Below are 14,151 nucleotides of genomic sequence, written 5' to 3'. Positions count from 1 at the left end.
ACAAGCTAAGCTAGTGAAGGCTGTTTTTACTATAAAAATCATTCAATGTGTTGACTTATTGTGCAGGTCTGCTATTTCTATAACTTCACTTTATTATTAAAAATTCTATTTATATGCAACACATAAACCGAGCCCTAACAATGCGCCCATGGCTGAATCTATCAGTTGTGCGTCCATTGCTGCGCTGCGGTTAAGTTGTTTTTACTAACCGCGATTTCAAAGCGGTTAGTGTTGTACTCCTTCCTCTTTGTTATCGCCGCCTTGCTAAAGGAATAAGCGTGTGAGCGTTAAAGCATCGTATTTTTTAATGGTTTTAATTTGGTCAACCACCCCATTGGGCATTGTCTGGAGTAGTGAGTCGGTCTCGCCAACGCTCGCAGTGTTATTACGTATGTCGATAGGTTTAGTGCTGGCTGCCTTGGTTGTAGCAATTGCTAATATTCGCGTTCCTTGGCATCGTCGCGCGTGCTTTTTGTATGGCTACTCGAGCATCGGCATTTATGGTGGCATGTTATTGAGTTACATGGCTGCTAAAACGGTCCCTTCAGGGCTTATTTCTTTGATGTTTGGCTTAGCGCCTATTTTATCTGGTCTATTAGCACAGCGACTACTCAACGAGCCAAAATTCAGCGTCGTTAAACTAATTGCGTTAGCGTTTGCATTATTGGGGCTATTCTTGGTAAGTGAAAAACACATGCAAGGCTCATTAATGCAGATACAAGGCTTAGCCTACGTATTTATGGCCGTGTGCTTTTTTAGTTTAAGTGGCGTAATGATCAAGCGAGTAAAAATTGCTATTCATCCAATGGCAACCACATTCGGTGCATTAGTATTTGTGACTCCGTTGTTTTTTATTACTTGGTGGCTGGTCGATGGTGAGCTTAACAGCAGTGCGTGGAGTGCAAAATCGTTATGGTCAATTGGCTATTTAGGGGTATTTGGTTCACTCGTGGGTGCATTGGCTTATTTTCATGTGCTACAAAAATTACCAGCAAGTACGGTCGCTTTGACAACCTTGATCACCCCAAGTTTTGCGCTAGGTTTAGGCGCATGGCTAAATAATGAAGCCGTAGATCAGCAACTGTTTATAGGGGCTGGTATTATCTTACTGAGTTTAGCGGTATTTCAGTTTGGTGATGGTTGGTTAAATAAAAAGGCTAAGTTTACCAAACTTAACCCTTAATATTGGTAAAATGTAGCTAGCAAGTACTGGCTACATTTTTTCTATCTGGATCACTAAGCGGCGGTTTTTATCGCGGCCTAATATATTGTCGTTAGTTGCTATATGGCGTTTTTCGCCAAACCCTTCGGTTTCCACTTTACTTTCATCAATGCCTAAGCTCACCATATATTCTTTAATTGCTAATGCACGTTTTTTAGAGAGCTCTAAGTTATTCCAACGTCCGCCGTAGCTGTCTGTATACGATGCAATGGAAATCGCGGCAATACTGGTATCGTATTTTAAATATTCGGCAATTTTATCTAAGCGTTGTTGCGATGACTTGGTTAGCTTACTGGTGTTCGGCTGGTAGTTCATCACTGTGAACGAGATATCTTCAAAACTGTATGGTAATAATGCATCGCGGCACTGTAAAAATGCCCAATAGGCTTGTTTAAAGTTAATGCTAGATAATCCGACGGCAATTTTATCGGCACTATTTTGCCAGTCTTGATAATAAAAGGTCGGTTGATAGCCTTTTTCAAGCTCGGTCAACATTTCCCAAGCGGTATTATTACCAAGTTCACCGTCAAATTTGCGAAGTAATTTCATATTAGCAATATCGCGTGCAGGTAAGCCTGCTCGCCATGGTGGTGGCACGGCTTTTAAACCTGCAATACTGTAATTATCGGGGCGCACAACCATATCTAAATTAAATAGCACGTTTTTGTTTTTACTGGCTGTGGCACTAAAAATAGCTTCGCCATAATATGGAACTTCATGATTTAACTGACATTGTAAGCGAGTTGTTGTTACCACTTGCCACTGTGAGGTATCTGCAGTTGCTGTGTATTGGCGCATTGCGGCAGTGGCGCTATAGGGTAATAGACCAATTGCTATGAGGCTTATAGATAACAATGACAACTTCACCACGGAACTCTCCAACAGGGTTTACTTTAATCAAACTAAGCAGAGCCAATTAATTGGCGAGCTAAGCATTAAAAACGCTCAGTAACTGCAATTGTGACGCTAATTTAGATTAAAGCAATTTATATGCCTACAATTTATAAAATAATTAATCCTGAAAGCCCCTAGCCGAGAGGGCATCAATTTTGTCATAATAACCAGCTGATACTGACAAACCTAGAATACTATGGCAAATACTGAACAAACTCTTTTCGCAAAACGCTTTCGTGGCTTTTTTCCGGTGGTTATTGACGTTGAAACGGCGGGCTTTAATAAAGCAACCGACGCGCTGTTAGAAATTGCGGTGTCAGTATTAAAAATGGATGATGAAGGCCTACTCAGTATTGATCATACTGTGCACTTTCATGTTGAGCCATTTGAGGGCGCAAACATTGAGCAAGCAGCCATTGATTTTAATGGCATAGATCCTTTCTCGCCATTACGTGGTGCGGTGTCTGAAGATGAAGCGATCAAAGAAATTTGCAAAGTAGTGCGTAAGGCGCAAAAAGCGGCGGGTTGTCAGCGTTCAGTGGTTGTTGCTCATAATGCGGCATTCGATCATGGTTTTTTAAATGCCGCCATCGAGCGTAATAATATCAAGCGCACCCCATTTCATCCTTTTGTGAGTTTTGATACCACTTCTTTGGCGGGGTTGGCACTTGGCCAAACCGTGCTGGCGAAAGCATGTCGTGCAGCGGGGATTGAATTTGACAACAAACAAGCGCATTCAGCATTGTATGATACCGAACGCACGGCAGAATTATATTGTTTAATCGTGAATCGTTGGCAGCAACTGGGTGGCTGGCCATTAGCAGAAGAAACACAAACCCCTACAACAGACGAAGAAACAGAGTAATAGTAAGGTTACAAAAAATACGATTGTTTGATAAGTAGCCAGTTAACCGACTATTATAAAATAAAGGGCAGAAGGAGCTTGAGTATCAGCGCTTTACTCAGTTATACTGGCTATACGCTCTGAATGAGTTTACTAATTCAGGGGCTGATTAGGATTCGACGGAATTCAAGAAGCCCAAGGTGCATGTCGAGGTGCGGTTTGCCTCGTTAAAAAGCCGCAACTTAAAGTAATCGCAAACGACGATAACTACTCTCTAGCAGCTTAGGCTAGCTAGCGCTCCTTCCATGTATTCTTGTGGACTGGATTTTGGAGTGTCACCCTAACACCTGATCGCGACGGAAACCCTGGCTGGGGTTGAAGCGCTAAAACCAAGCAGCCTCGCCTTTATCTATCGTGTTCGTCCGAGATTTAAAGGTTAATTAAATGACGATACTAAACATGTAGTACCGACGGTCGAGGCTTTTCGGACGGGGGTTCAAATCCCCCCAGCTCCACCAATAACGGTTTTTAAATTCGTTGATTTAAAAACCCTAAAAAACCCACCAATTTGAGCAATCAAGTTGGTGGGTTTTTTTATGGGTTTTATTTATATAAAACAGTGGGTTTTCTGTACAAATAAAGTTGTAAAGTGCTATTTTAATAACCGCAGGTCAATTTAACTACCTAAGTAATGAATATAAATAATGCCTAAATACACACCGCCTTTTACCCTCAGTAACAAAATACTGATCCTAGTTGCGCAAATTAGCGAGCAACTAGGAAGGTTAACCATACAACAAGAGCAAGAGAAACTGCTGCGGTTGCGTAAAGTTAATCGAATGCGCACAGTACAGGGCTCACTGGCCATTGAAGGTAGCACCCTAACGCAACAGCAAATTACCGCGATACTCGATGGCAAACGAGTAATTGCACCACCTAAAGAAGTACAAGAAGCACATAATGCAATCAGCACTTACGATACACTTGCTCAATGGCAACCTGAAAATAGTAAACACCTACTAGCAGCGCATAGGCTGATGATGAAAGGTTTAGTTAAAGATGCGCATGTATCGTCAAGAAGGTGTTGGGGTGATGTCTGGTGAGCAGGTCGTCCACATGGCACCGCAAGCTGAACGTGTAGCAAAGTTAATGGCAGATTTACTGCAATGGCTAGAACAAAGTGATGTGCACCCACTCATTGCTAGTTGTGTATTTCATTATGAATTTGAGTTTATTCATCCCTTTTCTGATGGTAACGGACGAATGGGGCGTTTATGGCAAACATTGATCTTGTCTAAGTGGCATGCGGTGTTTGTGAATATTCCTGTAGAAAGCATGGTGTACCAACATCAAGATACCTACTATTTAGCGATTCGCCAAAGTACTCACCAAACCAATAGCGCTCCTTTTATAGAGTTTATGCTGCAGATGATTTATGACGCAATCTTAGAAGCGAATAACGCGACATTAAATGACGGTTTAAATGACGGTTTAAATGACGGTTTAAATGACGGTTTAAATGACGGTTTAAAACTCACAGCTCTAGACAAGGAAATTATTAAGCTAATAACTAACAATACGCATATTACACATATGCAATTGTCAGATGAGCTTAGTAAATCAGTAAGAACAATTGAAAGGCGCATTAAAATTCTAAAAGAAGCAGGGTTGATTAAACGAATTGGCGCTAAAAAAACGGGGTATTGGCAGGTTAACCGCTAACATCCAGAACAAATAAACTGCTGTAAATAAAACGGATATTAATTTACTAAAAGGGCAGTGTAGCTATGCTTTACGGCATACTTCGTCAGTCATTTTATGATGAACGGAGGTAATATTTTGGTACTACAGCAGATACTTGGTCATGCAAAGGTTGAGCAAACCATGGTTTACGCGCACTTTTCACCAAGTTATTTAGAAGATGCTATTAGATTTGGACCTCATATAAATTAATTTAAAATATAATTTCGACTCAAATTAAAAGTTTAATCATTCATCAAACTTAAAGTATTTTTGTAATAACGGTATGAACTGTTGCGTTCCTAGTTCGGGGTCTTTTTGGTACTCAAAAAAAGCTGTCATTAAAGCAAGCCTAGCGTTTTTAATTTGTATAGATTCCGATTGTCTTCCACTTTTATCTAGAGGAATAAATGAAAAATCAGCCCAAAAAATATTTATTATAAGTGGAGAACCACACAACTTCTTAACCTTTATGGTATATGGTGTTTTATCATAAGTTACATCATCCGGTATTTCTACTTGATCAAAACAAGCCTCAATGTCGTCTATATGATCTTCAAAACCCTTACGACTTACCCACTCTTTTGAAGTTAAAAAGTTATGAAAAGACTTTATCGATGGCAAAAGAGATTTTTTTTGATGATATATAAAGAATGCAACTCGGTCTTGATTCTTAGCATAGCGGGTTGTCAGCTGTAAGAGTCCTTCAAACAAGTTAAGATTTCCATAATTTCGCTTGGCTTCACATATCCATTTAAAGCCATTAAATTCTATGTGAATATCAACCGACCCGACTTCTTTTGTCTGCTCTTGAACATTGGTCCACCCGGCTTCATAAAGTCTACCAACGATTTCAGTAGTAATATCATCTTCTTTTTCAACAAAGTACTTATCAGATGAAGATTCCATTCTTCTTATTATCCTGCATAAATCCTCATGTAAAAACTTCTCAAAATCGTCGAAATTAGATATTTGTTCTTTTTCAGTAATCTTTTCTAATTTATGAAGTTGCTCAGCGGTAAATTTCATTAGCTAAAATCCAAATTACAATAAAATGAGAAATTAGATGAATCAAAGTCTTCAACTTCTAAACCACTTTCGCGATACACGGGTAAGCCAGTACCTTTCTGATAATCCAATACTGACTCTTTATCTAAATCTCTTTCTTCGCAACCGTCATCATAAATGTATTCAACGGATAGGATTTCAGAAAAGAAACATACAAGAGAGATGATGGAATCAAGATCATCGTAGCCACTCGCCTCTCTTAATTTATATATTGGGAAGTATAATTGTTCAGGTGAGCTCTCTATGTAATCGATAAATTTAATTACATTCTCTATATCAAGTTCTTGGAAAGAATGGCCATATTTGGACACTTTTTCTCTATAAGCTTGAATACAGTTAGCTTTATATTGATCTTGCAATGACATTATCTAAAAGCCTGCTAACATGAGTAACAGAAAGAGGGTGCTTTAATGATATTGAATTGCATGAATTTTGCTCCCAATGTAATTTTTTAGGTGCAATAGTTAGCGTAGTTTTGTAATCATTATCATCCTTACTTTTCCAATCAATAACGATTGCCCGACAAATATATTTTTCTACATTTCCATCTAAGTTAGAAACTTCCATGCTTCTTGCACACATACTCTTATTGCGACTAGTATTAAGAGTAGCATCTTTTCCCGTGTGCTCCCCAACTTTTATTACAGAATCTGCTCTGCCAGAACTTTGGTCATCATAGAAGTTTAAAATTGATTTAAAAAAGCACATATTCTTACTACGTGTTAATATTATGCTGAAACGCATACCAACTTCATCAGTGAAGCAATTCATTACTTCTTTCTTGACGTAATCATGGTCTTTTTTAGGGATGTTTGCAGAAACCCTTATTTCAAACCTATCTTTTTTAAATGGTTTGAATACGCTGCAATAGTTTACTTTCTTTTCAATAGCTGATGGAGTGGTAGCGGTAGATATGTATGCAATACTAAAAACTAACCCTTCTTTGATTCGTGAAAAGCCGATAAAACGTACACCATTTTTTAATTGATTAATAGTGTCGGTATTTTGGATATAAAGAGCGGGTTCAACATCATCATTAGTAATTTTATCTAACTCTTGGGACAAGTTAGAGTCTAGCTCAACGACTGAGATTGTTGAATTCTGACAAACTAAAATTGATGAATAAATAGTTAATAAATTTAAACCTGTTGCTTCTGGAGCTAATTGTGATGGTTTTTCTAATTGTTCAATTATATTTGAGGCTGTCTTTTTTAAAGAATAAGACGTATTAAACTTAAACGGCTTAGCTAGCATTTTAAATAATTTTAAATCATCGAAACACTCTAGTGCTGAGAAATATGCCTCTGTGTCAAACTTTACTGCCTTGCTCGTTTTCAATAGTTGCTCCTTAACTTAAGTTAGTGGGCTAAATTATAATTTCTTGTCCTTATTTTGCCCATATTGCTAAGATAAGGCAAGACTTCAAGAGATACCACAAGAAACTAAGTCTCTGATTAAAAATAAGTTGTTGTTTTTACTGGTTACCTGTAACAATCGAGGCTTTTCGGACGGGGGTTCAAATCCCCCCAGCTCCATCAATAACGGTTTTTAAATTCGTTGATTTAAAAACCCTAAAAAACCCATCAATTTGAGTAATCAGGTTGGTGGGTTTTTTTATGCTTATAGCGAGGTGTTTTATTGTTTGAATAGCTGGTGGCATGTTGCTCTTTGTTGTAATAAGCGTTTCATTTTACTGCTGCTTTGGCTACTCGCTTGTTGTTTTTAATCATGCTAACGTCATTATTCTGTTTTACTGCCAAGTGGTCTTAGATGGAATTTTTAGCTGGTGATTTATTAACGCCGCTCAGCGTGATCGGGCTTATTATTTTGTCGGCTTTTACGTCAATGATCTCTGCGGCTTTTGGCGCGGGTGGTGGCTTGATGCTGTTGGTGGTAATGGCGTCGTTATTGCCTATGAGTATTGTAATTCCGGTGCATGGATTGGTGCAGCTGGGTTCAAATGCTAATCGCTTTATGCTGACCTTTAAACACCTTGATAAAAGCATGTTTGTGTTTTTTTCGTTGGGTGGAATTATTGGTGCGTTTGCTGCGTCGGCTATTGTGACACGTATTCCACTTGAATTGATGAAAATTGTCGTGGCGGGGTTTGTACTTTATTTATTGTGGGGCATGACGCCGAAGTTACGTGAAACTTCTGCTTTATGGCGCAGTGTTGCTGGTGCTGTGACAACCTTTTTATCGATGTTTGTGGGGGCGAGTGGCCCGTTAGTGGGCAGTTGTTTGTATGTTAATAATTACGAGAAGTTAAAATATACTGCTACTTTCTCTGCTTGTATGAGTGTGCAACATACCTTTAAAGCTATTTTGTATGGCTTTGTGGGCTTTTCGTTTTGGCAGTGGTTGCCTTTAGTTACGGCAATGATCATCAGTGGTGCGCTTGGCACTTGGCTTGGTTTGCAGTTATTACAGCGTATTTCTGCCGATAAGTTTAAACGTATTTTTCGGGCTATTTTAACCTTACTTGCGCTGCAATTGGCATGGCAGGGCTTGCAAGCGTTCTAGCTAATAATTTGTTAAAGCGCTATAAACCTAGGTGTCATAGCGCTTTATAAATTCTAATTACTTAGAATTTATACTCTATTTCAATAACACTCATCACGCCATTGACGATGGTTTTCCATTCACCGGTAAACTCTGCACCATATGAAGCGGCGATGGTTTCACCTATTTTTTGAGCTTCGTCATTGCTCCAAAGAGGGCCGGCTAATACAGTAGTTTTGAATGAGTTACTGCCTGAGTTTGTCACTTGAAGTTCTACTTCAACAACACTCATTTGACTTTCTACTACGGTATTCCATTCGCCTGTCCATTTGCCTTGGTGCGCTGCGGCAACGGCTGGTGCTTTTTCTTCAGCATCTTTTTGATCCCAGATAGGACCTGCTGGGATATTCACTTTAAATGTAGCCATAAATTTCTCCTTAAATTGTTTGAATAGGTTGGCGAGCAAAAGCTAATTGCTTTACTCATTAAGGAGTATAGGGACAAGAGCAGGCTTTTCTATTACACGTCATTACAATGAGTGTTGCAATGATATTATAATTACACTGACTTTGGTAACGATGAATAGGCAATCACAGCGGCATCCCTGTGTGCTAGATCGGGGTGTTGTAACTTTTTTCTGTATTCATCACAAAAGGTGATTGCATCTCCTTTTGTTGTTAATAAGGGGTCGTGAGTGAAGTTTAATAACAGTGATTGCCAGCGTTGTATTATCTCTACTGGTGGGCTTGGCAGATCTTTTAATATTGTTTTTGATTGGGTAAATTGGCTGTGTATTGCGATGTTTAGCATGTCGTCGTTTGCGGCTCCGAGCCAGCTAGTACCGTTATCGCCTACACATAAAAGTGGCATATAAGGCGCAAGTGCTGGGCATACATCATTTCTATACACTGCAACTTTCCAATAGCTACGGGCTATTGTTACAAACTGAGTAAAATCTTTAATTGGGGTAAAGTTTGATGTCGCTAAAGGCAAAATCTCTACTCTGGGTTTATTGGCATTTACGGTGTCGTTAGCAACATCAATATACCAAGAACCAATAATAAATGCGTTTTGAAAATACTCATCCCGCAGTGAGCCCCATGCTTTTTGTAAAGGATTGCCTTGGGCAATAAGATCTTTTAATAAGCTGAGCCCAGGTTTGTTTGTGTGCGGCAGTTGTGCTTGTAATAATGTAAATACCTCGTCCCTTATCTCTCTACAGCGGCCAATAGGGTAAGGTTTTTCAGCAAAGTAAGGCATAGTAGGCGCAAGTGTTAAATCGGCTATTAATCTTAATTGCGCTAAGTCGATACTGATAAGTGTTAATTGCTGCTGTGTTAAATCATTAATACGCAAAGAAAACCTCCAAAGTGGATGTGCTTTAATTGGTAAGCTTAATGCACAAATGGGCTATTTACTATACACAAAAAGTCACCGTGTAATGCGCTGTAATGTTTTATTTATAGGTTATTGGTCTATGCTGTATCAGTATTGGATGTTTACCTAAAACAGGGAGTGTAAAATGATTACCCAGTCTGTTGCATATGCTCAATTATCAATTCCGTTTGGGGAGTTTAAACTCGCTGAGGATTTGTTAGTTGCTGAGCAATGTTGTTGGGTCGATCATGTCAACGAAAATGACTATCAAGGGAAATGGGATGTATTGCCGCTGAATGTACCTAAAGAGTATGTTGATGGCCACCCTATACTCCAATCCTTTATGTTAGAGCCTGAATGTGCTTGGGTTAATGGTCCAAACTTAACTTATCTCCCTGCTTTCAAAAGCCTGCTTGGCAGTTTGAAATGTGACATTTTATCTGCACGTTTGATGCGTTTGCATCCACATTCATCTATTAAACCACATCGTGACATCGGTTTGAGTATTGAAAAATCGGCTCAGGTACGAATTCACTTTTGCTTAGCATGCTCTGCCCATGTTGAGTTTTGTGTTGATGGTCAACAAGTGCCAATGGTGGCAAATACGTGTTGGTATATTAATGCTGATGCGGTTCATAGCGTTAAAAACAAAGGTCAATTGCCAAGAATAAACTTGGTTGTTGATTGTGTTGCTAATCAGTGGATTTATAACTTGCTCGGTGCATCAGTCAATGCAGCTGAAGTCAGTTAGTAAAGGAGCGTTTTGTGTTAAATAATCAATATCAAGCATCCACAACGTATATAACTGAGCAGCCAGTAGTTACAGGATTGCTTAATCAAGCACTGCGAAATCAAATTAGTGCGCTCAATCAACCTACGGTGACGGGGCAAACATTACAGCAATCATTTTTAGCGATTGCAAAGCAGGCTGTTACCGCGAGTAGTTGTAGCTCCGTTAGGGAGAAATTGTTTGTTGATGCTTATAACCAAGCTATAAAAACTCTCGCTAAAGCGCAATTAACTGAAGCTCAAATGACAGATCAATTTATTAATGAGCATGGTTTAGTGATGTCGGTTTTAAACTGCACAACAACGATAAAAGATGTACATAGAAATAGTATTTTTTATAAAGCAGTGTTTGAACTAATCGGGGATTTATTACAACGCAGTCCGCAAATAAATATAGCCTATCCAGCGTGTGGTCCTTTTGCGCCAATGCTGCTACCAATTTTACTCTATATGGATCAGCAACACATTATCTCACCTAAAACAGTACGAGTTTCTTTAATTGATATTCAACCTGGGGCTATTCAATCACTTAAAGTGTTAATTAATGAGCTACAACTGAGTGCATATTTTGAAGGTGTATATCACGCCGACGCGGTGTTGTTTAAAGGGAGTCAGCCATTTGATATTTTTATTGCCGAAGCATTCCAACATGGTTTCTCAAAAGAAGCACATTTGAATATTTGTAAAAACTTTGCTAGGCAGTTAAGTAACCATGGTGTAATGTTGCCGTGTAAAACCAAGGTTAACGCGGCGTTAGTAAAGTGTCAGCGAGAGTTTGTTGAGCAGTGGCAGCAGCAGCCACATAATGAAAAAATAAAGAGTGCACCTAACAGCGACATCCTAAGCGAAAGAATTGAGCTTGGTAATGTGTTAACACTTGACCGACATACCTTACTGACGCTTGATATTATTAAGCTTGGTGAGCAACAGGTCGCACGTTGTAATACCTTGGCTATCCCTGCAAGCACAGAAGATGCAAGTAAGCGAGTCCTTGTGCTCTACGCTGAGGTGATGACTTATAACGAACATTGGTTAACTCAGTACCAATCAGGTATTACTCATCCATTGCCCTTTCTTAATGTATGTATTGATTTTGAACCGCAAAGCGCCACAGCTGATGATTTATTACTTAGTTCAACAGACAAGATTACTTTTTATTACAAACTTACTGGTTTGACAGGGTTTTTACCAACAAAAGCCGAGCAGCAGGTGAGTTATGGAGCAAACTAACAAGGTAGTGCTATTTACTTCTAGTTGCTTATCTATGCCCACAGTAGATTTTTTATTGCAAAGTAAGTTGTTGGTAGCCGTGGTTTTTGTGGCACATGAAAATGTCCAAGTGCAAAGTGAATCGGAACAATTACGGGTGCAGTGTGAAGCGTTCAACATAGCATTTGTTGCTTGGAACAGTGATGTTCAGTTGCTTGCTCAACTTGATCAATGGCAAGCAACGATGGCAATAAGCTGTGTTACAGCAGCGCCATTGAGCGACACTATAATTAATTTTTTTCATGGTCATGCATACGGTGTTTTTTTGCAAACAGATGCAAATTACCAATGGGTAGAAACGTTATATTGGCAAGTTAGAACACAGCAAGACGATTTATCTATCACAGTGCAGAGGCTTACTGGCAATGGCGAAAACCAAGCACAAACGCTACAACAAAATATTGCGATTCATCCATTTGATACTTACCAAAGTCTTGCGATGCGGGTTGCATCTACGTTGGCGCAAACACTAGCACTGTTCTTTGCAGAATTTAAGCAATTAAATTGGCAGTCACATAGCGCTAGAGAGTGTGTCCTGCCAGCACTGACCTATAACGATTTAACATTATCTTGTGTGGCGCATAGCGCCAGCGATTTTGTGGCTGCTGCTAGGGCTGGTAATCCGCTGTATGGTGGCTTTATTCTCACAACTAAGTTGGGAGAAATTAATGTGTTGCAAGCGTCATTTGTTGAAGAAAAACTATTTTTTGAGCCCGCTGGTACGATTTTAACTATTAGCAAATCTGCAGGCTTGGTTGTACAAACAAAACAAGGTGCTGTGGCATTGGATATTGTTTCTTGTCAGTTTGGTTGTGTGACGGGTTATCGGTTTGCATCTTTAGCTAATATTTCGGCTGGAATGCAATTGTAATTATATAAATTTTGAGAGGAAATAGATTATGAGTGCGGAACCGTTTATTGGCGATGTTGAGATATTTGCAGGGAATTTTGCCCCTAGAAGCTGGGCTATGTGTGAAGGGCAGTTATTGGCTATTAGCACTAACACGGCACTTTTTTCCATTATTGGCACAATCTATGGTGGTGATGGCCGTACCACGATGGCGTTACCTGATATTAGAGGGCGAGCACCGATTGGTTTTGGCCGAGGACCTGGTTTGAGTGAGTATAGGCTTGGTCAAAAAGGCGGCAGTGAATCAGTACATATTTTGCCGACTAATTTGCCAGCTATGCAAGGTATGGTGTCATTGCCAAGTTCAGCACAGTCAGTCTCTGTCAGTATTCCAGGACAAACCATAACTGGTGTGACAGGTGCTGCAAACATTGCGACAGCGCAAAATGCAGATACGGGTGAGCCTACAGCTGGAGCCGCGTTGGCAACGGTTGTCGCTGGTGGTGGCCCTGATAAGCAAGAGCTAATATACCAAACAGCGCCATCGTCCTTACTGAGTCTGGGCAATGTTACGGTCAATTCATTTGATATCCCAGCACAAGCAAATGTTGCGTTAACCCTGCCAGCTAATAGCTTGCAAGGCACAACATCTTTACCTGGTGGCAATCAATCAATGGATATTCGTACGCCATATATCGCAATGAATTATGTGATTGCCTTGTTTGGGATATTCCCGAGTCGGAATTAATTATTTATGCAGCATCACTATCATTTTATCGCGGGTTTACCAAGAGCGGGCTCAACATTACTGGCTAGTATATTACGGCAAAACCCCGATTTTCACGCTGATATGTCAACGCCAGTGGCAGGCTTTATTACTAACCTGCTGGAGCAAATGGGCTCTGGGAGTGAATTTGCTACGAGTATTAATGCAGTACAGCGGCTGAATATATGCCGTGCCATTTGGTTTGGCTATTATCAGGATGTTGAAAAGCCAATTGTTTTTGATACTAACAGGCAATGGACCGCAAAGCTTAATTTATTAAACACTTTATTTGGCAATGACTTTAAGGTGATTTGCTTGGTGAGAAACCCTGCGTGGGGAATGGACAGTTTTGAGCGCATCTACAGAAAAAACAGTCTTGAATTTAGCCGTATATATTCCCCAGCATCGCGGCAAAACGTGTATACCCGCTGTGAGCATATTGCTTCTAACCTTGGGCCATTTGGCAGTGCATGGGCTGCGTTAAAAGAAGGTTTTTATGGTGAGTTTTCAAAGCAGTTGTTGTTGCTAGATTATGACTTGCTGGTGAGTAAACCAGAAAATAGCTTAGCGCTGATCTATCAGTTTTTAGGTTTGCCTAGTTATCAACATGATTTTGAAAATGTCACCTATAACGCCAGTGAGTTTGATAAACATTTGGGGGCAGAAGGCCTGCATGCAGTGAAGCAAAAAGTGGAATTCACTGGCCGAAAAACGGTGCTGCCCCCTGAGTTATTTAAAAAATACAGTGATATGGCTTTTTGGTTAGATCCTCAAGGCAGTAGCGCAAGCTTGATCACTCAAAAAGCACCGTAACGTTTTAAACAACAAGT

16 protein-coding genes and 1 other RNA gene are annotated in these 14,151 nt (G+C 39.8%); 11 read left to right on the top strand and 6 right to left on the bottom strand.

Annotation, left to right across the window (positions count from 1 at the left end):
• Positions 1-280 precede the first annotated feature (280 nt).
• On the top strand, positions 281-1,183 hold the full coding sequence (locus ACMVDV_RS08055) for a DMT family transporter (protein WP_416157766.1): 903 nt from the start codon (positions 281-283) through the stop codon (positions 1,181-1,183).
• 30 nt (positions 1,184-1,213) lie between these two features.
• Here ACMVDV_RS08055 and ACMVDV_RS08050 read toward each other — a convergent pair whose 3' ends face one another.
• Positions 1,214-2,089, bottom strand: a complete 876-nt coding sequence (locus ACMVDV_RS08050; protein WP_416159067.1) for a flagellar protein MotY — start codon at positions 2,087-2,089, stop codon at positions 1,214-1,216.
• A 223-nt stretch (positions 2,090-2,312) separates the two neighbouring features.
• On the opposite strand from ACMVDV_RS08050, the gene rnt reads away from it, so the two are divergent.
• From rnt to ACMVDV_RS08030, 4 genes are all read left to right on the top strand, one after another.
• Complete coding sequence (gene rnt, locus ACMVDV_RS08045) at positions 2,313-2,981, top strand: ribonuclease T (RefSeq protein ID WP_304180378.1); 669 nt, start codon at positions 2,313-2,315, stop codon at positions 2,979-2,981.
• Positions 2,982-3,121: 140 nt separating this feature from the next.
• Positions 3,122-3,478, top strand: a transfer-messenger RNA (tmRNA) gene (gene ssrA, locus ACMVDV_RS08040).
• A gap of 186 nt (positions 3,479-3,664) precedes the next feature.
• Complete coding sequence (locus tag ACMVDV_RS08035; RefSeq protein ID WP_416157765.1) at positions 3,665-4,063, top strand: hypothetical protein; 399 nt, start codon at positions 3,665-3,667, stop codon at positions 4,061-4,063.
• Entirely contained in the window at positions 4,026-4,682 is a 657-nt protein-coding gene (locus ACMVDV_RS08030; RefSeq protein WP_416157764.1) for a Fic family protein, read from the top strand. The genes ACMVDV_RS08035 and ACMVDV_RS08030 overlap by 38 nt, the downstream gene beginning before the upstream one ends.
• Positions 4,683-4,949: 267 nt before the next feature.
• Here ACMVDV_RS08030 and ACMVDV_RS08025 read toward each other — a convergent pair whose 3' ends face one another.
• The 3 genes from ACMVDV_RS08025 to ACMVDV_RS08015 are packed head-to-tail and all read right to left on the bottom strand — an operon-like array spanning position 4,950 to position 7,106.
• The gene (locus tag ACMVDV_RS08025) at positions 4,950-5,729 is read right to left on the bottom strand and encodes a hypothetical protein (protein WP_416157763.1); all 780 of its coding nucleotides are present in this window, start codon (positions 5,727-5,729) and stop codon (positions 4,950-4,952) included.
• On the bottom strand, positions 5,729-6,133 hold the full coding sequence (locus ACMVDV_RS08020; protein WP_416157762.1) for a hypothetical protein: 405 nt from the start codon (positions 6,131-6,133) through the stop codon (positions 5,729-5,731). Before ACMVDV_RS08020 ends, ACMVDV_RS08025 begins: the two co-directional genes overlap by 1 nt.
• On the bottom strand, positions 6,111-7,106 hold the full coding sequence (locus ACMVDV_RS08015) for a hypothetical protein (RefSeq protein WP_416157761.1): 996 nt from the start codon (positions 7,104-7,106) through the stop codon (positions 6,111-6,113). Before ACMVDV_RS08015 ends, ACMVDV_RS08020 begins: the two co-directional genes overlap by 23 nt.
• 432 nt (positions 7,107-7,538) lie before the next feature.
• On the opposite strand from ACMVDV_RS08015, the gene ACMVDV_RS08010 reads away from it, so the two are divergent.
• Entirely contained in the window at positions 7,539-8,291 is a 753-nt protein-coding gene (locus tag ACMVDV_RS08010) for a sulfite exporter TauE/SafE family protein (RefSeq protein ID WP_416157760.1), read from the top strand.
• A gap of 61 nt (positions 8,292-8,352) precedes the next feature.
• On the opposite strand, the gene ACMVDV_RS08005 is transcribed toward ACMVDV_RS08010, so the two are convergent.
• Together ACMVDV_RS08005 and ACMVDV_RS08000 are read right to left on the bottom strand one after the other, a co-directional pair.
• A complete protein-coding gene (locus tag ACMVDV_RS08005) occupies positions 8,353-8,697 on the bottom strand; it encodes a mannan-binding lectin (RefSeq protein ID WP_304180341.1) in 345 nt (114 codons plus the stop codon).
• A 131-nt stretch (positions 8,698-8,828) separates the two neighbouring features.
• Entirely contained in the window at positions 8,829-9,626 is a 798-nt protein-coding gene (locus ACMVDV_RS08000; protein ID WP_416157759.1) for a hypothetical protein, read from the bottom strand.
• A gap of 166 nt (positions 9,627-9,792) precedes the next feature.
• Between ACMVDV_RS08000 and ACMVDV_RS07995 the strand changes: the two genes are divergently transcribed.
• From ACMVDV_RS07995 to ACMVDV_RS07975, 5 genes are read left to right on the top strand one after another with little or no spacing between them, the layout of a single operon-like run.
• Positions 9,793-10,398 (top strand): aspartyl/asparaginyl beta-hydroxylase domain-containing protein, encoded by a 606-nt coding sequence (locus tag ACMVDV_RS07995; protein WP_416157758.1) that lies wholly within the window; start codon positions 9,793-9,795, stop codon positions 10,396-10,398.
• A gap of 14 nt (positions 10,399-10,412) precedes the next feature.
• Positions 10,413-11,666 carry a hypothetical protein gene (locus ACMVDV_RS07990; RefSeq protein WP_416157757.1) on the top strand — a complete coding sequence of 418 codons (1,254 nt, stop codon included), beginning with the start codon at positions 10,413-10,415 and terminating at the stop codon, positions 11,664-11,666.
• Positions 11,653-12,576, top strand: a complete 924-nt coding sequence (locus ACMVDV_RS07985; protein ID WP_416157756.1) for a hypothetical protein — start codon at positions 11,653-11,655, stop codon at positions 12,574-12,576. Before ACMVDV_RS07990 ends, ACMVDV_RS07985 begins: the two co-directional genes overlap by 14 nt.
• Before the next feature lie 28 nt (positions 12,577-12,604).
• The gene (locus ACMVDV_RS07980) at positions 12,605-13,303 is read left to right on the top strand and encodes a phage tail protein (RefSeq protein WP_416157755.1); all 699 of its coding nucleotides are present in this window, start codon (positions 12,605-12,607) and stop codon (positions 13,301-13,303) included.
• Positions 13,304-13,309: 6 nt separating this feature from the next.
• Positions 13,310-14,134 (top strand): sulfotransferase, encoded by an 825-nt coding sequence (locus tag ACMVDV_RS07975; RefSeq protein WP_416157754.1) that lies wholly within the window; start codon positions 13,310-13,312, stop codon positions 14,132-14,134.
• The last annotated feature ends 17 nt before the right edge of the window (positions 14,135-14,151 follow it).

The sequence above is a fragment of the Pseudoalteromonas sp. ASV78 genome (assembly GCF_047806705.1).
Taxonomy (GTDB): domain Bacteria; phylum Pseudomonadota; class Gammaproteobacteria; order Enterobacterales; family Alteromonadaceae; genus Pseudoalteromonas; species Pseudoalteromonas prydzensis_A.
This window is presented reverse-complemented; position numbering and strand designations above follow the sequence as displayed.